The following is a 26,035-nucleotide window of genomic DNA, read 5'->3' on the forward strand; positions in this document are numbered from 1 at the left end:
GGCGGTGTTCAGCCGAGGCCTAGTGGAAACCTCTGGCATAAGCAAATCAAGTCAAGCTTGGCTGGGTGCTCCGCTGCGGGTGCGGCAGGGGCCAAAGGCTGCAGTCAGGGCCAAGATCAGGCCCGATATCGTCGCGATCATGCCTGCAGCGCTGACAGCATCCGCGCCGCCAAGCCATAACGGGCCATACCCCGCCACAACATAACCGGACACAGCAGAGATGGCGGCAAACAGAACACTCCAGAGGATCTGAGTTTCCAGCCGATTGGTCATCATGCGTGCAGCGGCAGGCGGACAGATGAACATGGCGATCACGATGATCGACCCCACCGCATCAAAAGCCGCAACAGCGGCGATCGCGGCGGTAATCACCAGTGCCATCCCCAACGCGCCAGTGCGGATACCAATCGTGCGCGCAAAGCCTTCATCAAAGGTTGAGATCTTGAGCGGTCGCCAGAACAGCCAGGTGAATAACGTGACCCCCACCAGTGTCAGCGCGATGCGTGGCAGTTCAGGTGGCAGACCAGCCAATGCCTGCATATCGAGCAGCGAGGACCAGCCCGTCGCATCAAGCCAGATCAGGCTCTCCAGATTGCCATAAAGCGCATGCTCCACGTCCAGATGCACGGTCGAGGTGTCGGTCTGTTCCAACAGCAGAACACCACCTGCGAACATGGTGGTGAACACAACACCCATGGCCGCGCCGGGCTCAATCTGACCCAATCGCCGAATGGCCTCGATCATCACCACAGCCACGATCGCGGCCCCTGCTGCGCCCAGCATCATCGGCCAGGTTGAAATCGCACCGGTCAGAAGAAAGGCGACGACAATACCTGGCAGCACTACATGGCTGATCGCATCCCCGATCAGGGCCTGCTTCCGCAGCACCAGAAAGTTGCCGGGCAGCGCACATGCGATGGCCGCGAATGTTCCGATCAACAAAGGCGTCAGCGACAGGGGGACGAACTCTTCTCCGCTCATAGAGTGACCTCCTGCGGCCCACCGATACGGCGGTCAATTTCGGCGATTTGGTCACGGGTCAGGACAGTCTCAATATCGCGCAGCCCGTCATACAGCGCTGCGGTGGCCTCATGCGCCTGATCAGCGCGCACGATCTCCCAACGCTTTTCATCCCGCAGGGCTTTGGCGGCGCGTGCTTTCCCTTCATCCGTCGCTACGCCGTCCGCGCGCACCACGCCGGCGCGGCGCAACAGTCGAATGGTCAGAGGCTCATAAATCTGCTGCCCTTGCGCAAGGGCCAGCAAGCCCTGCCGGATATGCACCCGACGCTGGAACCGCAGATGACGCAGAACAGCTGCCAACACGCCCCGCACCGGTGCAAACAAGAGTGACAGCGCAAAGAACCCAAAGCTGACCAGAACGATGATCGGGCCGGTTGGCAGATTTGGTGCCGAGGCTGACAGCCCGGCCCCCAGATACCCCGCCAGACCCCCGGCCAAACCGGCCAGAAACACGACGCGATCAGACCGTTCCGTCCAGAACCTTGCCGTCACCGGCGGTATGATCAGCAGCGCAACGATCAAGATCAGGCCGACGATCTTAAGCCCGACCACGGTGACGGCCATCACCAAACCCATCATCGCCAAATCGATCCGATGCACTGGTAATCCGCGCGCGGCGGCATATTCGGGATCAAAGGCCACCATCGTCATCGGACGGCGGATGATCATGACCAGCACCAGCGTCGCAGCTCCTCCGATCGCGATGATCAAGGCATCCGCCCAAAGCATGCCCGCGGTCGAGCCCAGCAAGAATCCTTCCAGCCCGGCTTGCCGCCCAACGCCCATTATTTGAATCACGGTCAACAGGACCACACCAAACCCGAAGAACACCGAGAGAACCGCGCCGATTGCGGCATCTTCTGCCAACCGAGTATGGCGCGTCAGCCAGTTCATACACAGCAGACCAACCCACGCGGATATGGCCGAGCCCGCAAGCAAGCCGATCAGGTTTCGCCCATCCCCGCCAAGCGCCACCAGCACCATGAAGGCAAGGCAAACGCCCGGTAAGGTCGCATGGCTGATAGCATCGCTGACCAGCGCGCGTTTGCGCAGAAACAGGAACGTCCCCGTCACCCCCGCAGAGATTCCAAGCAACGTCGCACCAATGGCGACCAGCGTGGCGTTATAGCCAAGCTGCAGCGTCAGAGCTTCCCAAAGCATGATTATCCCAGCGCGCGCGAAATCTGATCGATTTGGGCGGTCGCGAGACGCCCGCCATAAGCGGATTGCAGTGTTTCGGCAGTAAAGGCCTGTGCCACCGGGCCTTCGGCCACTTTACGGGTGTTGATCAGGAACACATGGTCGAAATAGTCGGTGACCGTGGCCAGATCGTGATGGACCACAACAACGGTCTTGCCTGCTTGTTTCAACGATTTCAGCACGGCAATGATGGCCTTCTCGGTCGCGGCGTCGACCCCGGCAAAGGGCTCATCAAGCAGGTAAAGATCGGCATCCTGCGCCAGTGCGCGGGCCAGAAAGACCCTCTGTTGCTGACCACCGGAAAGCTGTCCGATCTGGCGATCCGCAAACTCTCGCATTCCGACCCGGTTCAGACAGTCCATGGCGCGCGCCTTGTGGCGGGCGCGCACGCGGCCCAGCAGTCCCAACTGGCGGGAAAGTCCCATCAGCACCACATCAATCACGCGCGTCGGGAAATCCCAATCCACGCTGGCACGCTGCGGCACATAGGCGATGCGCGCCCGCTGATCCTCAAGCGGTTGGCCAAACACGGTCACTTGACCCGACAGCGGTGACACAATCCCCAAAGCGGCCTTGAGCAAGGTCGATTTCCCGGCCCCGTTCGGCCCGATAATCGCTGTCATTGCTCCGGGCTGCACCGTCATATCTACTGAGAAGACGGCAGGCTTTTGACCGTATGAAACAGTCAGCCCACGAATGGCGAGAGGGCAGCGATCAATATCCTGCCCTTCTACGGAAATGCCTTGCACTGTGGCGAGTTCCAGCATCACTCAAAACCCCGCCGACAATTTGCCGTTCATGCCACGCTGAGGCACATCTGCACCCAGCGCCCCGGCAATCACGGTGATGTTGTGATCGAGCATCCCGATATAAGTGCCCTCATAGGTGCCTGGCTCACCCATGGCGTCAGAGAATAGCTCTCCACCAACGCCCACTTTATGGCCCTTGGCTGCAGCACCCTCGATCAGGGCACGCATGGAGCGGTCCGAGACCGAACTCTCGACAAACACGGCTTTCAATTGACGATCCACCAGAGTGTTCACCAGTTCGCCGATCCGGCTCAGACCCGCCTCGGACTGGGTCGAGATACCCTGAACGCCCAGCACCTCATAGCCATATTCAGCGCCGAAATAGCCAAATGCGTCATGGGCGGTCAGCAGCAAACGATTGTCTTCAGGGACAGAGGTCAGCATCTGTTCGCCATAAGCGCCCAGCGCATCGATCTCGGCCAGAAAAGCCTGCGTGTTGGCGGCAAAGATTTCAGCAGCTTCGGGACGGGCTTGGGTTAGCGCATCTTGCACCTCAAGCACCACGTCGCGCCACAGAACCGGGCTCATCCAGACATGCGGGTCATATTTGTCGGCATAATCGTCATGGGCACGCAGCTTAGCCTTATCGATCCCCTCAGCCACCGCGACAACGGTCTTCTTGCGACCCAGGTCTTCAAAGAAGCTTTCCATCTGTGCTTCGAGATAAAGACCGTGCCATAACACGAGATCGGCGCGGGTCATTGCCACGATATCACTGCGGGTCTGCCGATAGGCATGCGGATCGACGCCCGGACCCATAAGGCCTTTCACCTCAACCTGATCACCACCGACCTGACGGGTTGCGTCAGCAATCATGCCTGTGGTCGCGACCACTTTCAGCGGTGATTGGGCCATTACAGCAAGGGGCCACGCAAGCATGACGGCCAATACTGCAATAACTGTGTGACGAATCATGTCGGGCTCCGAACGGTTATCCTTCTTAGCTTAAATATGAGAACCATTCGCAACTAAGTCAATGCAAATGCGAATTACTCGCAAGAAAACGCTTATTTTGTCCATTTGGTCAAAAATTTACCAATCACAGCGCCGGCGCACCTTCCATTTCGCTACGACCCATGCGAATTTGACGCAAACCTCCAAAAGGATGGAAATATGGAAACGCAGAGCTCAGAAAGCCCCGTGCGCACCCCGCATCTGCCGCAGGTGACCGAACCCCGGAACCCGGGAATGGATCTGGATCTGGATTGGGTGCGCGCCGTGCAGGCCAATACATCGGCCATCGAACGCCGCGCAGCGACATTGCCGGGTCGGCGATCGGTGAAGAAGGACTATCAGGCCGCGTGGTTGCTGAAGGCGATAACAATGATCGACCTGACCACCCTGTCGGGTGATGATACGGTTGGCCGGGTGCGTCGTCTGTGCGCAAAGGCTCGTCAGCCTGTTGCGTCTTCAGTTCTGCAGGCGCTAGACATGCCGCCGATCACGACCGGAGCCGTTTGCGTCTATCATGACATGATCGAAACGGCGGTCGAAGCTTTGAAAGGCACCGGCATTCCGGTCGCGGCCGTTTCGACCGGCTTTCCGGCGGGTTTGTCCCCGTTCCACTTGCGCGTAGCCGAGATCGAAGAAAGCGTGAAAGCCGGCGCTGAAGAGATCGATATCGTTATCTCTCGCCGTCATGTGCTGTCTGGTAACTGGCAGGCGCTCTATGATGAGATGAAGGCCTTCCGCGTGGCTTGCGGCGAAGCCCACGTCAAAGCCATTCTGGCAACTGGAGAGCTGGGTAGCCTGCGCAATGTCGCCCGCGCCTCGCTGGTCTGCATGATGGCTGGGGCGGATTTCATCAAGACCTCGACCGGGAAAGAGAGCGTGAACGCCACCCTGCCCGTCTCGCTGGTGATGATCAGGGCTATCCGCGACTATTATGACCGCACAGGATACCGCGTCGGATATAAGCCTGCGGGCGGGATCTCGAAGGCCAAAGATGCGCTGGTTTACCTGTCGCTCATCAAAGACGAGTTGGGCGACCGCTGGCTGGAACCCGATCTGTTCCGCTTTGGCGCGTCATCGCTGCTGGGCGATATCGAGCGGCAGTTGGAACATTATGTCACTGGGGCATACTCGGCTGGATACAGACATTCGATGGGGTGACCCCCTGGAGACGTCTGGGCAGTGAGTATTTGGGAAAAGATGAAGTTATGACAGTCAAAGAAATCTTCGAAACCATGGAATATGGACCCGCCCCTGAAAGCGCTGCCGAGGCGTTGGCGTGGCTGGTGGATCAGGGCGACAAATTCGGACATTACATCAATGGGGCCTTTAACAAGCCGGGCAAGGGATTCGAGAGCCGTAATCCGGCAACCGGAGAGGTTCTGGCCAAGCTGACACAAGCCAAACAGGCTGATGTGGACGCTGCCGTTGCCGCCGCCCGCAAGGCGCAGCCAAAATGGGAAAAGCTGGGCGGTGCGGGTCGTGCACGGTATCTCTATGCCATCGCGCGGCTATTGCAGAAACATTCGCGCTTGTTTGCGGTGCTGGAAAGCATGGATAACGGCAAACCGATCCGCGAGTCTCGGGATATCGATATCCCACTGGCGCAACGGCATTTCTACTACCACGCGGGTATGGCGCAGTTGATGGAAAGCGAGTTGCCTGACGCGCAGGCCCTGGGGGTTTGCGGCCAGATCATCCCCTGGAATTTCCCGCTGCTGATGCTGGCGTGGAAGATCGCTCCGGCGCTGGCGATGGGCAATACAGTGGTTCTGAAACCAGCAGAGTACACCTCGCTGACCGCACTGCTGTTTGCAGATATCTGTTCGCAGGCCGGTTTGCCCAATGGCGTGGTCAACATTGTCACCGGGGACGGTGCGGTGGGCGAGATGATCGTGAACGCAGACGTGGACAAGATCGCCTTTACCGGCTCAACCGTTGTGGGACGGCGCATCCGTGAAGCGACGGCTGGATCGGGCAAGGAACTGACCTTGGAACTGGGTGGTAAGTCCGCCTATGTCGTATTCGACGACGCCGACATTGATTCAGCCATCGAAGGTCTGGTGGACGCGATCTGGTTCAATCAGGGTCAGGTCTGTTGTGCGGGGTCGCGTCTGCTGGTGCAGGAAGGCATCGCCGATTGTTTCCATGACAAACTGCGCGCCCGGATGGACGGTTTGCGTATCGGCAACCCATTGGACAAGTGCATCGACGTGGGCGCGGTCGTGGACCCGGTTCAATTGCAGACCATTAAGGGCATGGTCGAAAGCAACACGGTTGGGCATGTGCATCAGGCCGCGTGTGAGCTGCCCGAAAACGGCTGCTACTACCCGCCGACCCTGATCTCAGGTCTCGAAACCTCTGACCCTCTGATGCAGGAGGAAATATTTGGCCCGGTCCTTGTATCCTCGACCTTCCGCACTCCGGAAGAGGCGGTCGAACTGGCCAACAATACCCGCTACGGCCTGGCCGCAACGGTCTGGACCGAGAATGTGAACCTCGCGCTGGACATCGCGCCCAAGCTGGTCGCCGGGGTTGTGTGGGTGAACGCCACCAACCTATTCGACGCAGCCGCCGGGTTCGGCGGCGTGCGCGAGAGCGGCTTTGGCCGTGAAGGTGGATGGGAAGGACTGGCGGCCTATACCAAACCCAAGGGCAAGGCCAAACCGCTGGCAAAGGTCGAGGCAGCCATGGGCGAAGGTGCCCCGGTGGATCCGATTGACCGCACCGCCAAGATGTATGTTGGCGGTAAACAGGCACGGCCCGATGGCGGGTATTCGAAACCCGTCTGGGGCAAATCCGGCCTGTTGGGTCATGTGGGCCTTGCAAACCGCAAAGACGTCCGCAACGCGGTTGAGGCCGCGGCGGGGGCCAAGGGCTGGTCCAAGACCACCGGCCATTTGCGGGCGCAGATCCTGTACTATATCGGCGAAAACCTCTCGGCACGCGCGGCTGAATTCGCTGCCCGTATCGATGCTTTGACCGGCAAGAAGGACGGCGCGAAAGAGGTAGATGCCTCGATCCAGCGGCTGTTCACCGCAGCCGCCTGGGCCGACAAATATGACGGTCAGGTGCATGGCGTTCCGATCCGGGGCGTTGCGATTGCGATGAAAGAACCGGTGGGTGTCATCGGTGCGCTCTGCGCGGATGAGGTACCGCTGCTGGGTCTGGTCTCGGCCATGGCGCCTGCGATTGCGATGGGCAACCGGGTGGTGTTGGCGGCAAGCGAACCCTATCCGTTGGCTGCAACCGATTTCTACCAGATCTTAGAGACATCGGACGTTCCGGCAGGCGTGGTCAACATCCTGACCGGCAGCCACGCAGAACTGGCCAAACCACTGGCCTCGCATCTGAACGTGGATGCGGTCTGGTCCTTCTCGTCCACCGATCTGTCGCAAGAGATCGAGGCGGTATCAGCCGGGAACCTCAAGCGCACATGGGTCAATAACGCCACGGCATTTGATTGGAGCGTGGACCAATCCCGCCGCTTCCTGCAGGCTGCAACCGAAGTGAAAAACATCTGGGTGCCCTACGGCGAGTAGGGCTCCCCGCCAAGGGAGGCCTACATGAACTTTTCAGGAAAAACCGTCATCGTGATTGGCGGCACCAGCGGGATCAACCGGGGTATTGCCGAGGCTTTTGCAGCCTCGGGCGCTAAGTTGGCCGTCGCCAGCCGATCGCAGGAGAAGGTCGATGACACCGTCGCGACGCTCAAGGCAGCAGGCGCGCAGGACGCTATTGGTGCAGCGTTTGATGTACGCGATCCCGAAGCAGTGGCAGCGGGCCTGAAGCAGTTTCACGACGCATTCGGAAATTTCGACATTCTGATTTCGGGCGCGGCAGGCAACTTCCCGGCGCTCGCTGCTGAGATGTCGGTCAATGCGTTCAAAACCGTGATCGATATCGACCTGATGGGTACAATCCACGTAATGAAAGGGGCTTACCCCTATCTCAATCGACCCGGTGCCAGCATCATCAATATCTCTGCCCCGCAAGCCTATCTGCCGTACGAAGGGCAATCTCATGTCTGCGCAGCGAAGGCTGGCGTGGATCAGATCACCCGGACGCTATCGATGGAATGGGGCGTCGAAGGTATCCGCGTGAACTCGGTCGTGCCGGGCTTTATCGAAGGCACCGAAGGGGCCAGACGTCTCGCCCTCACACCGGATGCAGGAGAGGCCTTGCGCAAGGACGTGCCGCTTGGGCGTTGGGGCCAGCCGCAAGACGTGGCGAACGCCTGTCTGTTCCTCAGCTCGGACATGGCGAGCTATGTAAGCGGGACTGTTCTGGCGGTTGACGGAGCACTTTATCAGCGCGGATCAGGCAAGTTCGGTCAAATGATGGGGCAGATGCTGCGGGCGCAGGCAAAGGCTTAAACATAAACCCCGATAACATGTGAAGCTGTTCATATACATTGGACAGCCCGTCGATCAATTTGTACGCATAAGATTGCCTGGGTGGGCCAAAAGATGCTGACATTGCCGATCGACATGACGGACATGGCGCAGCTGATCGTGATGATCGGGGTGTTTGGTGCCGGGCTGTACATCCTCAACTATTTTTTGCTGCAAATGGGGATCGTTCGCGGGTCCGGCGTTTTATATCCCGTCTTGGTGATCATCGCCGCCAGTTGCGTTCTGATCAGCATGGCGGAAGAGTTCAATTTGGCGGGCGCGATCATTCAGCTTGCCTATATCGTGATCTCGGTTCTGGGCTTGCTGCGCGGGTATCTCTCGCACCACCTCGTGCGATTTTCAGCGCCCGAGAGGCAATTCGTGGCGAATTACCTCGAAACGCTCAAGCCGCATCATGCACGCAGGCTACTGAATACAGCAAAACTAACCACATACGAATCCGGTTACACTCTGATCGAAGAGGGCATCACGAGCGATTATTTGGCATATGTCCTGTCGGGCCGCACTACCATTTTCAAGAACGGTCAGGTGATCAACCAATGTGGCCCCGATCAGATACTGGGTGAGCTTACCTTCGGTATTGGGCTACCCGCAACAGCCACGGTGTGCGCCGATGAACCAACAACTTGTCTGGTCTTCGACAGCCAACGCCTAGCACGCCTGCTGCGCCGCAACAGGCAGATCGACGATGCCCTTAAAGCTGCGCATTTCCGACACGCGCGCCAGAAACTGCTCAGCAGCAACAATTATACAGTCAAAGCGCGCAACATGTCGGTTGCGGCCTGAGCGTTAGCCGCCCAGACCTTCGGGCTTCCCGACCACCGTAAAATGCAGACCTTCAGGATCAAGCAGTTCCGCCGCCACCCGGTTCACATCCTCCAGCGTCACCGCATTCACTTTGTCATTGCGGGTGGCGATATAGTCGATGGGCAGATCTTCCATTTGCATACCGACCATGATCCCTGCGATTTGGCCGTTGCCATCAAACCGCAGCGGGTAGGCCCCGGTCAGATAGGTTTTGGCATCATCCAACTCTTTCTGCGTCACACCTTCTGCTGCCGCGCGCGCCCATTCCTGCCGGATCACGTCAACTGCTTCTGCGATGCGGTCATTGGCGGATGAGACCGAGCCCAGATAGACCGAAGCCAGATCCTTGGGCACCAGATAGGTCGCAACGCCATAGGTCAGGCCGCGCTTCTCGCGCACTTCCTGCATCAGGCGGCTTTCAAACCCGCCACCACCCAGAATGTGGTTCAGGATAAAGGCCGCAAAGAAATCTGGATCGTCGCGATCAATGCCTTTTTGGCCAAACAGGGCCACCGATTGCGGCGTGTTGAAATCCACAACATTCACACCGCCGCCAATTGTGACCTCGGCCTTTTCGGGGATTGGCTTTCCGGTGTCCGGCAAATCTGCCAGCAACTTGTCCAACAGCGCTCCCAGTTCCTCGGCAGTGATGTCACCCACCGCGCCGACATACAGCCGATCTTTGGCAAACACATTGTTATAGGCCGTAACGATATCATCGCGGGTCAGGCTGGACACACTTTCGATTGTTCCTTTGCCGTCCGAAGCATAGGGATGATCCCCGTACGCCATTTCAGCAAAAATGCGCCCGGCGATATCATTTGGGTCAGTCTGATCCGACTTCAGCCCCGAAATCACCTGCGCGCGCACCCGGTCAACCGCATCCTGATCGAACCGTGGTTCGTGGATTGTGGTCTGCAAAAGATCAATCACGTCATCGCGGTTCTCGGTCAGAAACCGTGCAGAAATCGACACCGTATCGTCGGTTGCACGATAGCTGAACGACGCGGCAAGCGCTTCGAGTTCTCGCGCGTAAGCGCGTGCGTCCAGATCGCCTGCGCCTTCTTCGATCAGACCGCTCATCAGGTAGACCGCGCCGCGCTTTTCGGGATCATCCAGCGATGTCCCCCCGCGAAACCGCAGTTCCAGCGCCGTGAACGGGATGGAGTGATCCTCGACCAGCCAAGCGGTGATGCCCCCGGGGGATGTCACTTCTTTGATTTCGATCTCAGCCCAGGCGGGAAGCGCAATGATCAGCGCGATCAGCGGTGCAAATATCCGTTTCATTGCGTCACCTCATCGTCGCGCATCAGCCAGCCGGTTACGGATGATTCAGGTTGCAGCACCTCTCGGGCCGCGGCGATAATCTCTTCACCGGTGACAGCCTGCAGAATGTCTGGCCAGGCTTGCACGTCTTCGACCGTCAGCCCACTGGTCAACGCGCGACCATAGCGATTTCCGATACCGTCCACATTGTCGCGCGCATAGGTCTGAGACGCGCGCAGCTGCATCTTGATGCGCTCAAGATCCTCTTCATTCACACCTTCAGCAATGAAATCTGCGACAGACTGATCCATCGCGTCTTCTGCTTCCTGCAGTGAGACACCTTCGGCTGGCACAACAAGCAGATCAAAGGTCGTGTCATCCAGCGAGACGCCCCGGTAAAATGCGCCGGTATAGACCGCTTTCTGCTGCTCGAACTGCAGCTTTTCGTTCAGATACGAGGTCGTGCTTCCCCCCAGCAACTCTGCCAACAAGAACAAAGCCGCAGCTTTCTCCTGTTCACCGGGGTCGCGTTCCGGGGCCAGATAGCTGCGTTGCACATACGGCTGGGCAACACGGGCATCTTTGAAGGTCAGACGGCGTTCGGCGGTCTGCGGCGGTTCTTGCGAGCGCACCCGTTCCGGCAAATCCGGATTTGCGGGGATGACGCCATAATACTGATCAGCCAGCGCCTTGACCTCATCCGGATCAACATCGCCGGTCACGACCAGGATGGCGTTATTGGGCGCGTAATGCGTCTGATAAAAGGACAGTGCATCGTCCAAATCCAGCGTCTCCATCTCGTGACGCCAACCGATAATCGGTACTCCGTAACGGTGGTTCAGATACTGCGCTGCATTCATTTGCTCACCGAACAGCGCTCGCGGGTTATTCTCGGTGCGCTGATTGCGTTCTTCCAATATCACGTCGCGCTCGGTCAGAATGTCGTTCTCGGTCAGGCGGATGTTGCGCATGCGATCCGCTTCCATCCGCATCATCAGCTCAAGCCGATCGGCCGCAACACGCTGGAAATAGGCGGTGTAATCGTAAGAGGTGAACGCATTATCATTGCCGCCATTGGCCGCAACGGTGGCCGACAGCTCACCTGCTTCCATCGTATCAGTAGCCTTGAACAGCAGGTGCTCCAGAAAATGCGCCACGCCAGAGGATCCAATCGGCTCGTCAGCGGACCCGGCCCGATACCAGACCATGTGCTGCACCACGGGCGCGCGGTGATCTTCAACCACCACGACATCCATTCCGTTGTCGAGCGTGAATGTGGTGACCGCCTCGTGCCCCTCTTTCGCGAACAAGGGGGTAGCGGCGATCAGGGCAGCCGACAGTGCCAGGGCCCGAACCATGGGGCATCCTCCGTTTCGTTTCTGGTATTCAAACTACGGTGGTGGTGCCTGGGTTCAAGGTCAATGACGGAAAGTTAAGAAGAATTCATTCAAGCGGAGGAGCCGAAGGTGTTTCGATCCCACGTTGACGTGCGGCTTCGTTTACGCTGTTCGCGTCGATGGCCTCGCGATCATAAACCTGCGCATATCGGTCAACCGGAAACAGGCGCAAGCGGGTCCAACGGCCACGTCTCTTGCGGAATGCCTCATCCTCTTCGGCTGTAACCTGACGCGTATTGGCCGGAACACCATACCGGCTTGAGGCTGTCACAAGCGCCGCATCGCTAGTCGGAATGGCTGTATTCGGGTTCAGCGCTGCTTCACTACCACCCAATGCTACAACCGCATCCGCCTTGGGGTTGGGATCGGTCAGATTGGCACCACCCGGCGTGGGCGCTGGCAAAAAAGCATAGTCTTTGGGCTGGGTCAGCGGCTTGACCGGCAGAACCGAGAACTCGTCCGGCCCCGCCCCTGGCGGTTCGAGATTGCGCAAGCCGATATCGGAACAGCCCGCGACGGCAGCGGCGAGCGTCAGAACAAGAATGGCGCGTGGCATACGCATCAGTGTCTCCAGCCAGTTTCAGGCGCTTTTATCGCATATCACCCGGCAGGTCACGAGGGCTTTTTGCCATCGAACAAAACCAGCCCCAACGCGCCTGCGAATATGAAAACATCGGCCAGATTGAACACAAACGGGTTGTTGATGCCGCAGCATGACATGTTCAAAAAATCGAGAACATAGCCATAAAGCACACGATCCACGACATTTCCAAGCGCCCCGCCAATCAGCAAACCGCCGCAGAACAGCTGGAACTTTGTAGGTGCGATTCGCGTCAGCCAAATCAGAACACCCAGACAAATCGCCAGCGAAATGCCAATCAACACCCAGCGTGCCGTGTCACTGTCACCCTGAAACAAACCAAAGTTGATGCCGCGATTCTCGCCGTATTTGAACACCAGAAGCGGCGGCAGCACGTCGACATTGCCTTGCGCAACACGCAGGACGTGAACGACCAGATATTTGCTGATCTGGTCGATCAGAAACGCCGCCAGACCGGCCCAGAGAAGAAGCGGGCTGCGCATCAGTGACGGAAGTGGCGCATGCCGGTGAAGACCATCGCCAGACCGGCCTCGTCCGCCGCTGCGATCACCTCATCATCGCGCATCGAGCCGCCGGGCTGAATGACGCAGGTCGCGCCTGCTTCAGCGGCTTCCATCAAACCATCGGGGAAGGGGAAAAACGCATCCGACGCTACGGCCGAACCGATGGTCAGCGGCTGAGGCAGCCCCAGCGCATCAGCCATACGCTCGGCTTTCTTGGCCGCAATCAGCGCCGAGTCGACGCGGCTCATCTGCCCCGCGCCTACACCAACGGTCGCGCCGTCTTTGACATAGACAATAGCGTTGGATTTCACGTGCTTCGCCACTTTCCACGCAAACAGCAGGTCGCGCATCTGTTCATCAGTCGGGGCCTTCTTGGTGACGACCTTGAGGTCATCCATACCGACAAACCCGTTATCTTTATCCTGCACCAGCAGCCCGCCTGCCACCTGACGCACGGTTTTTCCGCCTGCGGTCACATCCGGCAGAGCCTCAGTAGTCAGCAAACGCAAGTTCTTTTTGGCCGCAAAGATTGCCTTGGCCTCATCCGACGCGCCGGGGGCAATCACTACCTCAGTGAAAATCCCCGTGATCTCTTGCGCGGTTTCCGCATCCAACGGCTGGTTTAAGGCGACGATCCCGCCAAAGGCCGAGGTGCGGTCACAATCGAAGGCTGACCTATAGGCCTCGATCAATGTCTCGCCTTTGGCGACACCACACGGGTTGGCGTGCTTGATGATCGCGCAGGCCGCACCTTCGGATGGGTCGAACTCTGCGACCAGCTCAAACGCCGCGTCGGTGTCATTGATATTGTTATAGCTCAGTTCCTTGCCCTGATGCTGCACAGCGGTCGCAACGCCAGGACGGTTCGTTCCATCCGTATAAAATGCCGCCTGCTGATGGCTGTTCTCGCCATAGCGGAGGGTCTGTTTCAGCTCACCCGCAAAAGCGCGACGGCGCGGAGCCTCAGCGGCCAGAGCATCTGCCATCCAGTTCGACACAGCAGTGTCGTAAGCGGCAGTCCGGGCATAAGCCGTCTGTGCCAGTTTCTGGCGGAAGGCATAAGAGGTCTGACCGTCATTTGCCGCCAATTCGGCCAGCAGGGCGTCATAGTCCTGAACGTCCACAACCACATTCACGAAAGCATGGTTTTTCGAGGCTGCACGGATCATTGCAGGTCCGCCGATATCGATATTCTCGACGCACTCTTCATAGTCAGCGCCTTTCGCCACGGTCGCCTCGAACGGGTAGAGGTTCACAACCAGCAGGTCGATTGCGCCGATGCCATGTTCGGTCATTGCGGCCACGTGTGTGTCGTTGTCTCGCAGGGCCAACAGCCCGCCATGCACCATCGGATGAAGCGTCTTAACTCGGCCATCCATCATTTCGGGAAAGCCCGTGACCTCACTGACATCCTTCACATCCAACCCGGCATCGCGCAGCGCCTTTGCGGTGCCACCGGTTGAAAGCAGTTCAACCCCGCGGTCTGACAGTGCCTTGCCCAGCTCGATCAGCCCGGTCTTGTCGGAAACAGAAAGCAACGCGCGGCGCACGGGGTGAAGGTCGGTCATGGGTCCAAAGATCCTTTTGGCGTCAGTCGAAAACGGGCTCGTCCCGATGTGTATCCCGCACGGCATAGGCTGTATCCTGAGCCTTGCTGAGCGTCCACCGGGTGCGCGTCGCATACTCCATTGCGCGGCCAGATAGAACGATCTGTTTTGTCGCGCGTGGCTTTAATCGGCCTTTTTCCAGATAAACGCTTGGTTCAACTGACAACTTTCCAACGCCATCATGACGGAAAACCCATATCTCACCGCTTTTGAGCGCCATCGACACCGCCGCGCCGCCCAAATCCAATGCCGCATCAACGTCAGGATGCAGGTGAAACCGGATGTCAAAAGCGATCCCTTTCAGGCCCGCCCCGTCCATGGCTCGATCAAATTGCCGTTTGGCCTTGTCGGTTGCGGTCAGCAGAATATCCTCGCCGATCAACTCACGCCCATCAAATCGCAGCTCCAGCGTGCGGGCATGGGTCAAGCCGAACACTTTGGCATAGCCATCATGGCCGACCATGAACCGGGTGCCTTCAAACGCATCTTCGAAATCCACCGGCACGTGCTGAGGACCAGCGACCAGCGCCTCTTGCGACGACCCCTTGGCCGTTTCGGCAAGTCGAGCACTGGAATAGCCGTCGACGCACAGGGTCGAATGCGACGGGGTCGCGCGACCAGCCCTGCGCCAGTCTTGCCCGAAACTGCCGCCTGAGCCGCAATTCACGATCAGTGGACGACGGCCCGAGGTCAGTTCAAAGGCAAGGGACGAGGCATGGGCATTGTAGGACGCAGCACCTTTCGGTGGCGCACTGGCATCTACCAGAACCGTGGTGCGTGAGGCCGCCAGACGCGCATACCCCATCGACAGATCCGAATGCTGCTGCGGTTTGACCCCGCTTTGCGCAAGCGCCTGATCCAATCGCCCTTCCAGCCCGCGCCCACCGCCATGAAACCGCGCCAGCGCCCCATCCGCATGGCGTAGATTACGCAGGGTCGGTGCGATGCGCTTGATCGCCTCGGTCTGCGACGCAGGCGTACCCCGGCCCACTTCACTCAGTGCGGCCGAGGTCCAGGACAGCAGCGTAAACACCTCAAGCAATTCCTCGGGGTTGCGCGTGGGAATTCCCCCTTCGGCATCGATCTGGCGCTCACATTCGCGCGCCAGCGCGCGCAGGGCGGGGTCCGCCATCTGTTCCAGCCCCTCCAGCGCCAGACCGGCCTGCACCAGCCCGGCCAAGGCCTCGAATCTCGGCAATCCCGGGGTTGCCGCCGTCCAGCGTTTGGACAAAAACCAGGTCTGCTGCGATAGCGATCGAAAGAACGCCCGGCTTTGCGCCTCATCGACGCCGCGCAACAGGAAAAGCGCGTGATTGATCCAGCGTATGATCCGACGTCCGGTCAGGTCCGGCGCCCAACCCGGTCCTTTGCCGCGCCCATGGGCATCAATCCATCCCCAGACCCAGCGCTGTGCTTTTTCCCGCGCTCGCATATCACCCACGGCCGCCAGATCGTCCAGCCAGACAAAACCATGGCGCTCATCATCGAAATCCAGACTTGGCGCGACCACATCCCAGAGGTCGGTATCATCCGCCTCGACCAGATACCCGGCGAACAGCAGGTTTCCCGCCACCAGTTGCCGCCCACGGGCAAAAGACCCGACCGTACGGGGTTCGGGCTGACCGACGAATCCTGAGACCGCCTTTCGCCGTTGGCTCAGGCGCGCATAAAGACGGTTCTGAAACCGCGTCCAGCGATTGGCCATTGTGTCCGAGTTTGACATGACGCTTGCGACTCTGCCCCTTGCGCTCTGCGGGCGCTTGAGCACACGATAGACCGGTCCGCGCGTCAAGTCATCGAAAAGCGTCGCGTCAGGCGGATTTGTTCAGACAAGCGATATAGAATCCGTCCATACCGCCCCAATCCGGCCAGTAATCGGGCCGCAGGCGCAAGCCGCCCTCTTCCGTGATCCAACTTGGCTCGACGCCCGCTATGTCAAGCGCAGCACGGTCCACTTGCATATCCGGGAGCTGATCCAGCGCCTCTTCGATCTGCACTTCACCCTCGTCCGGCAACAGTGAGCAAGTGCAATAGACCAGACGCCCACCAGGTTTCAGCAAAGACCATGCATGGGCCAGCATGCGCGCCTGCAACTCGATCAACCCGCCGAATTCCGAGCCGTCCTTGGCGAAAGGCAAATCCGGATGGCGGCGAATCGTGCCCGTTGCCGAACAGGGCGCATCCAGCAGGATCGCGTCATATTGGCCTTGATGGTCCAATGCGTCGCCGACGATGACCTCTGCCTTAAGACCTGTCCGCTTCAGGTTTTCCCGCACCCGCTCCAACCGCGACTCAGAGACATCCAGCGCCGTGACCTCTGCCCCTGCCGCAGACAATTGCAATGTCTTGCCCCCGGGCGCAGCGCAAAGGTCCAGCACCTTTTCCCCGGGTTTTGGGACCAGCACGCGCACAGGCAAGGCCGCCGCCGCATCCTGAACCCACCAGTTTCCGTCCGTATACCCCGGTAACGCCGACACCTGCCCCGCATCCTGCAGCCGAATCGAGCCAGTGGGCAGGGCTTCTCCACCAGGCACCTCAGCGCCCGGTTTCAACGTCACATCCAAAGGCGCACCGCTGAAATGTGCCTGCTCCATGCTTTTTACCGCGTCATCGCCCCACGCCATGATCAGCGGGTCGCGCAGCCATTCGGGCAGGCGGGGCACACGCATTTTAGGCCAAGCTTCCGGTCCGTCAGCGGCAATCTTGCGCAGGACCGCGTTCACCAGCCCCTTAAGACGACCATGCTTGCGTGAACGACCCACGATCTCGACCATCGAATTGACCACACCATGCGCAGCTTCGCCCTGACACAGCTCAACCGTGCCCAGCCTTAGCGCATTATGCACGGTCAGCGCAGGCGTCTGCCGCAGGTGATCGGCAAGCAACCGGTCCGCACGTTCCAGCCCGCGCAGGGTTTCGATCGTCAGCCGTTGCGCACGCGCGCGATCCTCAGGGGCCAAGCGATCAAGTGCACCCGCTGCCAGACATTCGGGCAACAACCGCCCTTCACCCAATATCTGATCCAACAGATAAATGGCGCTGCGGCGCGCGGCGGTTGCGGAATTTGACATGATGCTGAGTGCCCTTCGTGACCTTTGCCCGCATTGCTTTGAGCGGACGAGGGCGTATATCAAGGCCCTGCACGGAAAGGAACCCGATGTCATGAGTGTCGAGCGCAAAGACCTGCCCCCCGCCGCCCAGCGCGCCCTTGCCGAAGCCGAAGAACGCCGAAAGAAGGCCGAGGCTGAGGCAGAAGCGCGCCCCAAAGAATTGGGCGGGCGTGACGGCCCCGATCCCGCCCGCTATGGCGATTGGGAGAAAAAAGGCATCGCCATCGATTTCTGATCAGCCGCGCAGTGCTTGCAGGAAGTCATCGACCAAAGCGCGCTGTCGTTTTGAACGCACCCGGTCCTCGGGCCATGTCAGCCAGTATCCATCCTTTGTCGCAAGCTCGGGCAGATCCAGTCTGCGCAGCTGGCCAGCCTCCAAGCTGCCCGCAGCCAGCGGGAGCGACCCCAACGCGATCCCCATCCCCTGCCGCGCCGCCGAGATGGCGTGACCGACAGAATCGAAACTGATACGGCCTACTGGCAACTCATTGATCCCCGCAATCTGTGCCCAGTCTTGCCAGCCCGGGCGCTCGCCTCGCAGATCGATCAGCGGCGCGCCCCATTCAACGCCCGGGGCTGCAATAGGTGCCAGCACTTCAGATGCGATAAGTTTGGCCTTTCGGCCCGGCCAGACACCGCGGCCATAGCGGATTTGCAGCCATGTCCGCTCTTCTTCAAGCGAGGCGCGGCGCGTCATGGAATCGGTCATGATGCGCACCTTGGGTTGCATCTTTAGAAACGCAGGCAAAGCGGGCAGAACCAGCGCATGGATATGTGACGAAAGCCCCGCGACTCGAAGCTCACGCGGAGATTTACCAAACAGATCCTCGGTATTGCGCTCCAATGCCTGCAAGCTGTCTTGTACCAAAGGCAGATAGCTTTCACCCTCGATCGTCAGTGACACGCCCCGCGCCTCGCGCACAAAGAGCGACCTGCCCAGCCACGCCTCAAGATTGCCTATCCGCTGGCTGACAGCCGCCTGAGTCAGCCCAAACTCGCGGGCCGCAGCTGAGAACCCACCCAATCGCCCAGCAGCCTCGAACACGCGCAGCCAATCCAGTGGCGGCAGGCCGACCTTTTTCTTGGCCATAAGATTTTCCAAGCCTCAGCAGAAATAAGGATTAATTGTGGTAATGCCACAAAGCCCGTATCTGCTCAAGCAAAGCCCGCGCTGAACAGGAGTTTCCCCATGCTGCGCTCTGCCACCTATGACCCGTCGATCGTTACTGTCGAATTTGCCAACGGCACCCAAGCCCGCTTTCATGCCATCTGGCTGCGCGACAACGCGCTGGACCCCGAGACCCGCGCGCCCGGCAACGGTCAGCGGCTGATCACAATTGGCGATATCCCTGCCGATGTGTCGATCAGCGCAGCAGAGGTCGAGGGCGGTGATCTGCGCATTACCCTCCAGCCAGAAGGCAAAACCGTGACCTTTCCAGCCAACTGGTTGGCCGAACACATCTATGACCGGAACCACGATCAAAAGCTTGGTCGCGTCGCAGCGGGCATCACAACCTGGGAACGCGGCATCGATGCGCCCAGCGGCGACTGGAGCGACGTGCATGCCAATCCTGCGGCCAAGCGCGACTGGCTGGCCGCAGTGGCCGAATACGGCTTTGCCAAACTGACGGGCGGCCCCACCGAGCCTGAATCGCTGCTAAAAGTGGCGGATTTGTTCGGCTATGTGCGCGAGACCAATTATGGCCCCTATTTCGAGGTCCGGACTGAGGTGAACCCAACCAACCTCGCCTATACCGGTCTGGGTCTGCAGGCCCACACCGACAACCCCTACCGCGACCCGGTGCCAACGCTGCAGATCCTCTATTGCCTTGAGAATTCCGCCGAAGGTGGGGATTCCATCGTCGTCGACGGATTCCGCGCGGCGGAACGTCTGCGCGATCAGAACCCCGAGGGCTTCGCGTTGCTGGCAGGCTATCCGGCGCGGTTCGAGTTCAAGGGCTCTGACGGCGTCTGCCTGCAAGCGCGCCGGCCCATGATCGAGCTGTCTCCAGACGGTGAATTGATCGGCGTCCGCTTCAACAACCGCTCATCCGCCCCGTTCGTGGATGTGCCGTTCGACAAGATGGAGGCCTATTACGCCGCCTATCGTCAGCTGGGCGAAATCATCGACGATCCTGCGATGGGCGTGTCGTTCAAGCTGGAACCGGGCGAAAGCTTTATCGTCGACAACACCCGCGTCCTGCATGCCCGGCTTGGCTACTCCGGCGCAGGCTCGCGCTGGTTGCAGGGATGTTATGCTGACAAGGATGGTCTTCTGTCCACCCTGGCGGCGATGCAAATGACACAGCCGGAGGCCGCGGAATGAAACCCGATTTCACGACCCTGAACCGGGACAATATCGTGGCTTTCATCGGTGATATCTTCGATCGTCGAGGGGACGAGGAGTATCTAGGCGAACCCGTCACGATGGCCCAACACATGCTGCAAGGCGCAACAATTGCCGAGCAGAACGGGATGCCGGAAGAAATCATCGTCGGCGCGCTGTTGCATGATATCGGTCACTTCACCTCGGAATTCGGCACCTATCATCCGGATGACACCGAAGACCGCCATCACGAGGATGCGGGTGCCGAGGTGCTGGAGCAATTTTTCCCATCGGTCATCACCGATTGCTGCCGGTATCATGTGGCGGCAAAACGCTACCTTTGCGCCACCAAGCCGGACTATTTCAATCGTCTATCCGCCGCTTCCGTCCATACACTTGAATTGCAAGGCGGTCCGATGACTACCGATGAGGTCGCCGCGTTCGAAGCCAATCCCAATCTGAAGGAGATCATTCAGGTCAGGTATCTGGACGAGGCAGGAAAGCGCGCCGATATGGAGACACCCGATTTCTCTCACTTTGCCCCGATGGTGCAGCGGATGGTCGACAAGCACCTTGTCGCTGGGTGAGTGGCCACACGCGGCAAGATTCAGAATTCCTTAACCCTTCGCGCAAAGTTCTGAGATACTGTTCCCGAGAGCATCAATCGCAATCGGGAGAGTTCTGATGAGACTAAGCCGACGCAAAGCCGTTCAGCTCGGGTCCGCCGCCGCGGCGGGAACGCTGATGCCTCGATTGGTTTCGGCACAGAACTCAGGGTTTGAAAGCGCGTTCGACAGCACACTCACACGGCTGCGCGCAGCCTTCACGGATCTGGGCTTTGCCGAAAGTCAGCCCCTGCCGATCGTCACCGGAAATGCTGACTACAATGGCGGGCTCAGGCACGATTTCGACCAATCCGTGCTGCCGGTAAATGCGTTTATCGTGCAACCTCTGGCACGCGTCGGTGATGTCGCGGAGAAAACTCGCCTTGATGTTCTGCCCTTGTTTCACGAGGTCGGTTGCCATCCGGGCGGAGCGGTTAGTGGTCAGGACACAACCCAACTGATGCTGCGCCTTCTGACCGAGGCATTTGGCCTCGACCTCAGACGCATCGCCTTTGTCAGCGTCCCACAGGCAGATGAGATGCGCCCGGTGCTGGATGCGATGGACTTGCCCTTTGCGGAAAAGGTCCTGCTACGCGACGAGGCCGAGGCGCTGGCCGCGCGCGACGCCTCGGGCTTTTTCTTTCCTGACCCGTTTGGCGAGGATTATCTGGTGACGATGGGCGTCTATTATCGCATGGGCGATGAGGACGCCCCGGCACCTACAGCCTATCCCCCATCCGCCAATTGGACCGAGATCGGAGAGATCATCATTGGCGGCGAAGCGGCACCCTTGGGCATTTCCATCGGGGCCGAGCGGCTGACCTATGCGCTGACAGGCCAGTTCCCAACATGGGATGAACGGCTGGACGCTCTGTTTGCGCAGGTCAGTCACGACGGCGCGGAGCCGCCTGGATTGGCTGCGTTCCGGTAAACTCTAAAGCCCCAGAACATCCACCATATCATATTGACCGGGTGCTTTGCCCTGCCCCCAAAGTGCTGCTTTCAGCGCCCCACGCGCAAAGATCGCGCGATCGGTTGCCAGATGGCGCAACACGATACGCTCACCGGGCGCGGCGAACAGAACGTCGTGTTCGCCCACGATATCTCCACCGCGAATGGCGTGGAAACCAATGTCACCGCGTTTACGTGCGCCGGTGATGCCGTCGCGGCCCCGGTCAGCTACGTCTGCCAGCTTGACCCCGCGCCCCTCGGCGGCGGCCTCGCCCAGCATCAGCGCTGTGCCCGACGGGGCATCGACCTTGTGGTGGTGGTGGCCTTCGATCACTTCGATATCGAAATCCTCATCCAGCGCGGCGGCAACCTTCTTGGTCAACTGCACAAGCAGATTCACGCCAAGGCTCATGTTACCCGCCCGCACAATCACCGCATGACGTGCGGCGGGCTCCAGCGCGGCGATCTGTTCATCGCTCATGCCTGTGGTGCCGATCACATGAACGCAGCGCGCCTGCGCTGCAAGTGCCGCAAACTCCAGCGTGGCCTCTGGCGCGGTGAAATCGATCACCGCCTGCGCCTGTGCAAACGCCTCAAGCGGGTCGTCGGTCACATTCACACCCAGTGCCTGCCCGCCCATCGCCTCGCCGACGTCCTGACCGATCCAGTCATGGCCCTTACGCTCGACCACCCCAACCAGACGCGCCTGATCGCTGTCCGTTACGGTCTTGATCAGCATCTGCCCCATACGGCCCGAAGCCCCTGTGATGACGATCCCCGGAATATGGGTCATTGCTTTGTTCCCTTGTTGCAGTCGGCTCAAAGCCTCCTACCCCGTTCGCACCCGCTTGGCAAAGCCCCGCTTTGCGCTTAGATCGAGGTTTATGGCAAAGAACAAATTCCACGATGGCCCCGGCCCGTCCCAACGACAGCTGCGCGTCGGCGAACTGATCCGTCGCACCCTGTCCGAAGTTCTGGCACGCGGAGATGTCCACGACCCCGACTTGAACCGCATGTCGATCACCGTGGGTGAGGTGCGCACCTCGCCCGATCTGAAGATCGCCACCGCCTATGTGCTGCCCCTAGGCGGTAAGGGGCAGGAGGATGTAATCGATCTGCTGGCCCGCAATAAGGGAGAGCTGCGGCGTGTGATCGGCAAAAAGCTTAACCTGAAATTCTCGCCCGACCTGCGGTTCCGTCTGGACGACACGTTCGACCGTCTTGACGATACCCGTCGCATGTTCGAACAGGACGCGGTGCGCCGCGATCTGGACGAGTGATCCGCACGCTTGTCACGCTGGGCGCGGTTCTGTGGGCTGCGCAAGCCGCCGCAGTCACCTGCGAGAAGCTGACCCATGAGGATAAGCGCTATACCATTTGCGAGGTGGATGCCTCGGAAGATTTGCGCCTGTTTCTGAACGACGAAAATGGCGATCTGCTGGGCCATTTTTCGTCGGTGAACGAGGCGCTGGAGCCGCAGGGCAAGCGGCTTGCTTTTGCGATGAACGCGGGGATGTACCATGACGACCGCGCGCCCGTTGGCCATTATGTCGAAGACGGGCAGGAACAGATGCGCGTGATTCCGAATGCTGGGCCGGGCAACTTCGGCCTGCTACCCAATGGCGTGTTCTGTATTCGTGAAACCCGCGCAGATGTGTTTGAGACTTTGGAATTCGTCGAGCAGGCACCCCAGTGCCGCTTTGCCACGCAATCCGGCCCCATGTTGGTGATCGAAGGCGAGTTGCATCCGCGCTTTCTGCCCGATTCAACCTCGCGCTATATACGTAACGGGGTGGGTACCAGCGCTGATGGCGCGCGAGCGGTGTTTGCCATCTCCGAAGACTCGGTGACATTCCACGAATTCGGCAGGTTGTTCCGCGATGTGCTTGAGATGCCAAATGCGCTGTTTCTCGATGGCAATATCTCGCGCATGTACGAACGCGCCAGCAACCGATCAGATATCGGGTTTTCGCTGGGTCCCATCGTGGGCGTTGTTGAGGACGTACCGGCAAATTGACAGCGGCTGGGCGATCCGCTAACTCGCGCGCCTCGATAAGATTCAGGATGTAAAATGGGACGCAAACGCAAGGGCCGCGACATTTCAGGCTGGCTGGTGGTGGACAAGCCCGCGGGTATGACCTCGACTGCGGTGGTCAACAAAGTGCGTTGGGCGATGGACGCCAAGAAAGCAGGCCATGCGGGCACGCTGGACCCCGAAGCAACTGGCGTTTTGGCCGTGGCTTTAGGTGAGGCGACCAAGACCGTTCCCTATATCACCGACGCGCTGAAGGCCTACACCTTCACCGTGCGTCTGGGTCAAGCCACCAACACCGACGATGCCGAGGGCGAGGTGATCGCAAAAAGCAATGCGCGCCCTTCAGATGACGATATCAAACAGGCGTTGGGCCCGTTTCTGGGTGAGATCATGCAGGTCCCACCTAAGTTTTCCGCTGTCAAAATCGACGGCCAGCGCGCGTATAAATTAGCCCGCGATGGCGAGGAAGTTGAACTGTCTGCCCGCCCCTTGTGGGTCGAGGAACTGATCCTCGTCGACCGACCCGACGATGACCATGTCGTACTGGAGATGACCTGCGGCAAAGGCGGCTATGTCCGTTCCATTGCGCGCGATCTGGGTAAGGCGCTTGGCTGTCACGGTCATGTCAAAGAACTCCGGCGTATTTGGTCTGGCCCGTTCGAAGCCGAAGACGGGCTGAGCATCGAACAGATCGACGAGATGGCAAAAACCACTGCGTTGGACGACCATCTGCATCCGCTGGAAACCGGCCTGTCGGACCTGCCAGAATTAAAGTGCACCCCCGAAGGCGCCACGCGTCTGCGCAACGGCAACCCGGGCATGGTGCTGGCGTCCGACGTGGAATACGGCGACGAGGCCTGGGCCTCGCTGGACGGCAAGGCAGTGGCCGTGGGAATTTATAAGTCGGGCGAATTGCACCCAAGCCGCGTCTTTGTCGCCACTTGATGTCGGCTCAGGCAGCAGCCCGCAATTTTTGACCCAGCCGAAGTATCTCGGAAACCAGAAGCTCTAGGTCCTGCTTTTGCGTGCGGTGATTATTGACAGCAACCCGCAGGCAATGTGCACCATGAACTGTGGTGTCAGACAAAACCGCTGTGCCTTCTTCCTGCAGGCACAACATGATTTCTGAGTTTATTGCACGCAGAGTTTCGGGGTTTAGCCCGCCCGGATCATAGCGGAAACAGACGATGTTGATGTTGGTCGGAAACATCAGCGTTAGGTCATTCTCAGCTTCGATCAGTGACGTGAGATAGTGCGCCTTCTCGATATCCTGATCGATCAGCCTGCCGAATTTCTGAACGCCGTGTTCCCTCAATGACATCCAAACTTTCAGGGCTCGAAAACCGCGTGATGTCTGAATACCGTAATCGTGCAAGAAGGCCGCGCCCGCGACACCACGGGTCTGCGGCTTGAGATATTCCGGGGTCAGGGTAAATGTCGCGTGATGGGCATCATGGTTCCGCACGAGAGCACAGCCCACTTCGAACGGGGCATGCAGCCATTTATGTGGGTCAAGCGCGACGGAATCTGCGCGCTCAATACCGGACACGCGCCAACTGTTGTCATGGGCGATTGCAATCAACGCACCGATACAACCATCGACATGGAACCAAAGACCCTCGTTTCGGCAAAAATCCGCGATCGCAGACAGGTCATCAATGGCACCGGTGTTCACGGTCCCGGCAGTGGCAATCACACAGGCGGGGTTAAGGCCATCTGCGCGATCCTGCGCGACCAAGCGGGCAAGCGCCTCAAGGTCCATGGTCAGATCGTTCCGTGTAGGAACACGCCGCAGCGCTTTGTTGCCGAGACCCAGTGTTTCGAGCGACTTTTGATGGCAGCTGTGCATCTGATCCGATCCGTAATACCGCATCGGCTTTTCCATGGCGGCAACACCCTCTTCGCGCATGTCGATGCCGGATTTCACGTTACGGGCCACCGTCAGCCCGATCATGTTGGCCACACTGCCACCGCTTACCAATGTTCCGCTGGCCCCGTCCGGCAATCCGATCATTTCGCGCAGCCAGTCGACGACTTGCCGGTCGATCAAGGCAGCCGCATGGTTTCCGCCCCCTAAGTTCGACCCCTGCACCGCCGCCAGAAAGTCGGCCATCGCGCCTGTGAAGTTGCTCGCGCCCATATACCAGCCCCAAAACCGGGGATGAATATTGCCCATCGGATATTGCATGACCTGAGATTGAACATCATCCATCACATCAGCCAGCGGCATACCCTGCTGAGGTGCGGGTGTTTCAAAACCGCTGCGTATCGCATCTGGCATATCCTGCCAGATTGGCCGATCACGCACGTCGCGGGTATGATCCAACGCCATATCCAACATCTCATGCGCCAAATTTCGGGTCTGTTCCCAATCTGCCGGATCCAGTGTTTCAAATGTCATATCTTACCCCCCAAGAAAATGTCGATCAA

At 59.3% G+C, this 26,035-nt stretch carries 25 protein-coding genes; 11 read left to right on the forward strand and 14 right to left on the reverse strand.

Going from position 1 to position 26,035, the window contains the following annotated elements; genetic code table 11:
• Nucleotides 1–51 precede the first annotated feature (51 nt).
• Genes ACR0NN_RS18240 through ACR0NN_RS18255 form a run of 4 tightly spaced genes read right to left on the reverse strand, consistent with a single transcriptional unit; the run spans nt 52 to nt 3,946 of the window.
• Nucleotides 52–981 carry a metal ABC transporter permease gene (locus ACR0NN_RS18240; protein WP_170725252.1) on the reverse strand — a complete coding sequence of 310 codons (930 nt, stop codon included), beginning with the start codon at nt 979–981 and terminating at the stop codon, nt 52–54.
• Nucleotides 978–2,183, reverse strand: coding sequence for a metal ABC transporter permease (locus ACR0NN_RS18245; protein ID WP_170725251.1), 1,206 nt, complete (start codon nt 2,181–2,183; stop codon nt 978–980). The genes ACR0NN_RS18240 and ACR0NN_RS18245 overlap by 4 nt, the downstream gene beginning before the upstream one ends.
• Before the next feature lie 2 nt (nt 2,184–2,185).
• Nucleotides 2,186–2,989, reverse strand: a complete 804-nt coding sequence (locus tag ACR0NN_RS18250) for a metal ABC transporter ATP-binding protein (RefSeq protein WP_170725250.1) — start codon at nt 2,987–2,989, stop codon at nt 2,186–2,188.
• Between the two features lie 3 nt (nt 2,990–2,992).
• The gene (locus ACR0NN_RS18255) at nt 2,993–3,946 is read right to left on the reverse strand and encodes a metal ABC transporter solute-binding protein, Zn/Mn family (protein WP_170725249.1); all 954 of its coding nucleotides are present in this window, start codon (nt 3,944–3,946) and stop codon (nt 2,993–2,995) included.
• A gap of 198 nt (nt 3,947–4,144) precedes the next feature.
• Between ACR0NN_RS18255 and deoC the strand changes: the two genes are divergently transcribed.
• The 4 genes from deoC (at nt 4,145) to ACR0NN_RS18275 (ending at nt 9,183) form a co-directional block, all read left to right on the forward strand.
• The gene (gene deoC / locus ACR0NN_RS18260; RefSeq protein WP_170725248.1) at nt 4,145–5,143 is read left to right on the forward strand and encodes a deoxyribose-phosphate aldolase; all 999 of its coding nucleotides are present in this window, start codon (nt 4,145–4,147) and stop codon (nt 5,141–5,143) included.
• Between the two features lie 47 nt (nt 5,144–5,190).
• On the forward strand, nt 5,191–7,524 hold the full coding sequence (locus ACR0NN_RS18265) for an aldehyde dehydrogenase family protein (RefSeq protein WP_170725247.1): 2,334 nt from the start codon (nt 5,191–5,193) through the stop codon (nt 7,522–7,524).
• Nucleotides 7,525–7,548: 24 nt separating this feature from the next.
• Nucleotides 7,549–8,358: an SDR family oxidoreductase gene (locus ACR0NN_RS18270; protein ID WP_170725246.1), complete on the forward strand. Its 810-nt coding sequence runs from the start codon at nt 7,549–7,551 to the stop codon at nt 8,356–8,358.
• Nucleotides 8,359–8,451: 93 nt separating this feature from the next.
• Entirely contained in the window at nt 8,452–9,183 is a 732-nt protein-coding gene (locus ACR0NN_RS18275) for a cyclic nucleotide-binding domain-containing protein (RefSeq protein ID WP_170725245.1), read from the forward strand.
• 3 nt (nt 9,184–9,186) lie between these two features.
• Here the strand turns inward: ACR0NN_RS18275 and ACR0NN_RS18280 are convergent, their stop codons facing one another.
• From ACR0NN_RS18280 to ACR0NN_RS18310, 7 genes are all read right to left on the reverse strand, one after another.
• On the reverse strand, nt 9,187–10,491 hold the full coding sequence (locus ACR0NN_RS18280) for a M16 family metallopeptidase (RefSeq protein ID WP_170725244.1): 1,305 nt from the start codon (nt 10,489–10,491) through the stop codon (nt 9,187–9,189).
• Nucleotides 10,488–11,828, reverse strand: coding sequence for a M16 family metallopeptidase (locus tag ACR0NN_RS18285; protein WP_170725243.1), 1,341 nt, complete (start codon nt 11,826–11,828; stop codon nt 10,488–10,490). Before ACR0NN_RS18285 ends, ACR0NN_RS18280 begins: the two co-directional genes overlap by 4 nt.
• 85 nt (nt 11,829–11,913) lie before the next feature.
• Complete coding sequence (locus ACR0NN_RS18290; RefSeq protein ID WP_170725242.1) at nt 11,914–12,429, reverse strand: DUF3035 domain-containing protein; 516 nt, start codon at nt 12,427–12,429, stop codon at nt 11,914–11,916.
• 50 nt (nt 12,430–12,479) lie between these two features.
• Nucleotides 12,480–12,950, reverse strand: coding sequence for a signal peptidase II (gene lspA / locus ACR0NN_RS18295; RefSeq protein ID WP_170725241.1), 471 nt, complete (start codon nt 12,948–12,950; stop codon nt 12,480–12,482).
• Nucleotides 12,950–14,539: a bifunctional phosphoribosylaminoimidazolecarboxamide formyltransferase/IMP cyclohydrolase gene (purH, locus tag ACR0NN_RS18300; protein WP_170725240.1), complete on the reverse strand. Its 1,590-nt coding sequence runs from the start codon at nt 14,537–14,539 to the stop codon at nt 12,950–12,952. The genes lspA and purH overlap by 1 nt, the downstream gene beginning before the upstream one ends.
• A 22-nt stretch (nt 14,540–14,561) precedes the next feature.
• Nucleotides 14,562–16,301 carry a heparinase II/III domain-containing protein gene (locus ACR0NN_RS18305; RefSeq protein WP_170725239.1) on the reverse strand — a complete coding sequence of 580 codons (1,740 nt, stop codon included), beginning with the start codon at nt 16,299–16,301 and terminating at the stop codon, nt 14,562–14,564.
• 88 nt (nt 16,302–16,389) lie between these two features.
• A complete protein-coding gene (locus ACR0NN_RS18310; RefSeq protein ID WP_170725238.1) occupies nt 16,390–17,649 on the reverse strand; it encodes a transcription antitermination factor NusB in 1,260 nt (419 codons plus the stop codon).
• A gap of 91 nt (nt 17,650–17,740) precedes the next feature.
• On the opposite strand from ACR0NN_RS18310, the gene ACR0NN_RS18315 reads away from it, so the two are divergent.
• A complete protein-coding gene (locus tag ACR0NN_RS18315; protein WP_480685312.1) occupies nt 17,741–17,923 on the forward strand; it encodes a DUF1674 domain-containing protein in 183 nt (60 codons plus the stop codon).
• On the opposite strand, the gene ACR0NN_RS18320 is transcribed toward ACR0NN_RS18315, so the two are convergent.
• Complete coding sequence (locus tag ACR0NN_RS18320) at nt 17,924–18,778, reverse strand: LysR family transcriptional regulator (protein ID WP_170725237.1); 855 nt, start codon at nt 18,776–18,778, stop codon at nt 17,924–17,926.
• A 99-nt stretch (nt 18,779–18,877) separates the two neighbouring features.
• On the opposite strand from ACR0NN_RS18320, the gene tmpA reads away from it, so the two are divergent.
• The 3 genes from tmpA (at nt 18,878) to ACR0NN_RS18335 (ending at nt 21,550) form a co-directional block, all read left to right on the forward strand.
• Nucleotides 18,878–20,014 (forward strand): 2-trimethylaminoethylphosphonate dioxygenase, encoded by a 1,137-nt coding sequence (gene tmpA, locus ACR0NN_RS18325; RefSeq protein WP_170725236.1) that lies wholly within the window; start codon nt 18,878–18,880, stop codon nt 20,012–20,014.
• A complete protein-coding gene (gene tmpB, locus ACR0NN_RS18330) occupies nt 20,011–20,601 on the forward strand; it encodes a (R)-1-hydroxy-2-trimethylaminoethylphosphonate oxygenase (protein ID WP_170725235.1) in 591 nt (196 codons plus the stop codon). Before tmpA ends, tmpB begins: the two co-directional genes overlap by 4 nt.
• A gap of 97 nt (nt 20,602–20,698) precedes the next feature.
• Entirely contained in the window at nt 20,699–21,550 is an 852-nt protein-coding gene (locus ACR0NN_RS18335) for a hypothetical protein (RefSeq protein ID WP_170725234.1), read from the forward strand.
• Nucleotides 21,551–21,553: 3 nt separating this feature from the next.
• On the opposite strand, the gene dapB is transcribed toward ACR0NN_RS18335, so the two are convergent.
• The gene (gene dapB / locus ACR0NN_RS18340) at nt 21,554–22,363 is read right to left on the reverse strand and encodes a 4-hydroxy-tetrahydrodipicolinate reductase (protein ID WP_170725233.1); all 810 of its coding nucleotides are present in this window, start codon (nt 22,361–22,363) and stop codon (nt 21,554–21,556) included.
• Nucleotides 22,364–22,454: 91 nt separating this feature from the next.
• On the opposite strand from dapB, the gene rbfA reads away from it, so the two are divergent.
• From rbfA to truB, 3 genes are read left to right on the forward strand one after another with little or no spacing between them, the layout of a single operon-like run.
• Complete coding sequence (gene rbfA / locus ACR0NN_RS18345) at nt 22,455–22,850, forward strand: 30S ribosome-binding factor RbfA (RefSeq protein WP_170401134.1); 396 nt, start codon at nt 22,455–22,457, stop codon at nt 22,848–22,850.
• Nucleotides 22,847–23,587 (forward strand): phosphodiester glycosidase family protein, encoded by a 741-nt coding sequence (locus ACR0NN_RS18350; protein WP_170725232.1) that lies wholly within the window; start codon nt 22,847–22,849, stop codon nt 23,585–23,587. Before rbfA ends, ACR0NN_RS18350 begins: the two co-directional genes overlap by 4 nt.
• A 54-nt stretch (nt 23,588–23,641) precedes the next feature.
• Entirely contained in the window at nt 23,642–24,550 is a 909-nt protein-coding gene (truB, locus tag ACR0NN_RS18355) for a tRNA pseudouridine(55) synthase TruB (RefSeq protein WP_170725231.1), read from the forward strand.
• 7 nt (nt 24,551–24,557) lie between these two features.
• Here the strand turns inward: truB and ACR0NN_RS18360 are convergent, their stop codons facing one another.
• Complete coding sequence (locus ACR0NN_RS18360) at nt 24,558–26,006, reverse strand: pyridoxal-dependent decarboxylase (RefSeq protein ID WP_170725230.1); 1,449 nt, start codon at nt 26,004–26,006, stop codon at nt 24,558–24,560.
• Nucleotides 26,007–26,035 lie beyond the last annotated feature (29 nt).

The organism is Ruegeria sp. BA2, assembly GCF_056539605.1.

Bases quoted from the DNA above. Each gene is read 5' to 3' on its own strand.
- ACR0NN_RS18275 (WP_170725245.1), top strand. From the start codon at position 8,452: ATGCTGACATTGCCGATCGACATGACGGACATGGCGCAGCTGATCGTG.
- ACR0NN_RS18335 (WP_170725234.1), top strand. From the start codon at position 20,699: ATGAGACTAAGCCGACGCAAAGCCGTTCAGCTCGGGTCCGCCGCCGCG.
- lspA (WP_170725241.1), bottom strand. From the start codon at position 12,950: ATGCGCAGCCCGCTTCTTCTCTGGGCCGGTCTGGCGGCGTTTCTGATC.
- dapB (WP_170725233.1), bottom strand. From the start codon at position 22,363: ATGACCCATATTCCGGGGATCGTCATCACAGGGGCTTCGGGCCGTATG.
- ACR0NN_RS18245 (WP_170725251.1), bottom strand. From the start codon at position 2,183: ATGCTTTGGGAAGCTCTGACGCTGCAGCTTGGCTATAACGCCACGCTG.
- rbfA (WP_170401134.1), top strand. From the start codon at position 22,455: ATGGCAAAGAACAAATTCCACGATGGCCCCGGCCCGTCCCAACGACAG.
- ACR0NN_RS18310 (WP_170725238.1), bottom strand. From the start codon at position 17,649: ATGTCAAATTCCGCAACCGCCGCGCGCCGCAGCGCCATTTATCTGTTG.
- ACR0NN_RS18285 (WP_170725243.1), bottom strand. From the start codon at position 11,828: ATGGTTCGGGCCCTGGCACTGTCGGCTGCCCTGATCGCCGCTACCCCC.
- ACR0NN_RS18270 (WP_170725246.1), top strand. From the start codon at position 7,549: ATGAACTTTTCAGGAAAAACCGTCATCGTGATTGGCGGCACCAGCGGG.
- ACR0NN_RS18255 (WP_170725249.1), bottom strand. From the start codon at position 3,946: ATGATTCGTCACACAGTTATTGCAGTATTGGCCGTCATGCTTGCGTGG.
- ACR0NN_RS18320 (WP_170725237.1), bottom strand. From the start codon at position 18,778: ATGGCCAAGAAAAAGGTCGGCCTGCCGCCACTGGATTGGCTGCGCGTG.
- tmpA (WP_170725236.1), top strand. From the start codon at position 18,878: ATGCTGCGCTCTGCCACCTATGACCCGTCGATCGTTACTGTCGAATTT.
- ACR0NN_RS18250 (WP_170725250.1), bottom strand. From the start codon at position 2,989: ATGCTGGAACTCGCCACAGTGCAAGGCATTTCCGTAGAAGGGCAGGAT.
- ACR0NN_RS18315 (WP_480685312.1), top strand. From the start codon at position 17,741: ATGAGTGTCGAGCGCAAAGACCTGCCCCCCGCCGCCCAGCGCGCCCTT.
- ACR0NN_RS18290 (WP_170725242.1), bottom strand. From the start codon at position 12,429: ATGCGTATGCCACGCGCCATTCTTGTTCTGACGCTCGCCGCTGCCGTC.
- tmpB (WP_170725235.1), top strand. From the start codon at position 20,011: ATGAAACCCGATTTCACGACCCTGAACCGGGACAATATCGTGGCTTTC.
- purH (WP_170725240.1), bottom strand. From the start codon at position 14,539: ATGACCGACCTTCACCCCGTGCGCCGCGCGTTGCTTTCTGTTTCCGAC.
- ACR0NN_RS18280 (WP_170725244.1), bottom strand. From the start codon at position 10,491: ATGAAACGGATATTTGCACCGCTGATCGCGCTGATCATTGCGCTTCCC.
- ACR0NN_RS18240 (WP_170725252.1), bottom strand. From the start codon at position 981: ATGAGCGGAGAAGAGTTCGTCCCCCTGTCGCTGACGCCTTTGTTGATC.
- truB (WP_170725231.1), top strand. From the start codon at position 23,642: ATGGGACGCAAACGCAAGGGCCGCGACATTTCAGGCTGGCTGGTGGTG.
- deoC (WP_170725248.1), top strand. From the start codon at position 4,145: ATGGAAACGCAGAGCTCAGAAAGCCCCGTGCGCACCCCGCATCTGCCG.
- ACR0NN_RS18265 (WP_170725247.1), top strand. From the start codon at position 5,191: ATGACAGTCAAAGAAATCTTCGAAACCATGGAATATGGACCCGCCCCT.
- ACR0NN_RS18305 (WP_170725239.1), bottom strand. From the start codon at position 16,301: ATGTCAAACTCGGACACAATGGCCAATCGCTGGACGCGGTTTCAGAAC.
- ACR0NN_RS18360 (WP_170725230.1), bottom strand. From the start codon at position 26,006: ATGACATTTGAAACACTGGATCCGGCAGATTGGGAACAGACCCGAAAT.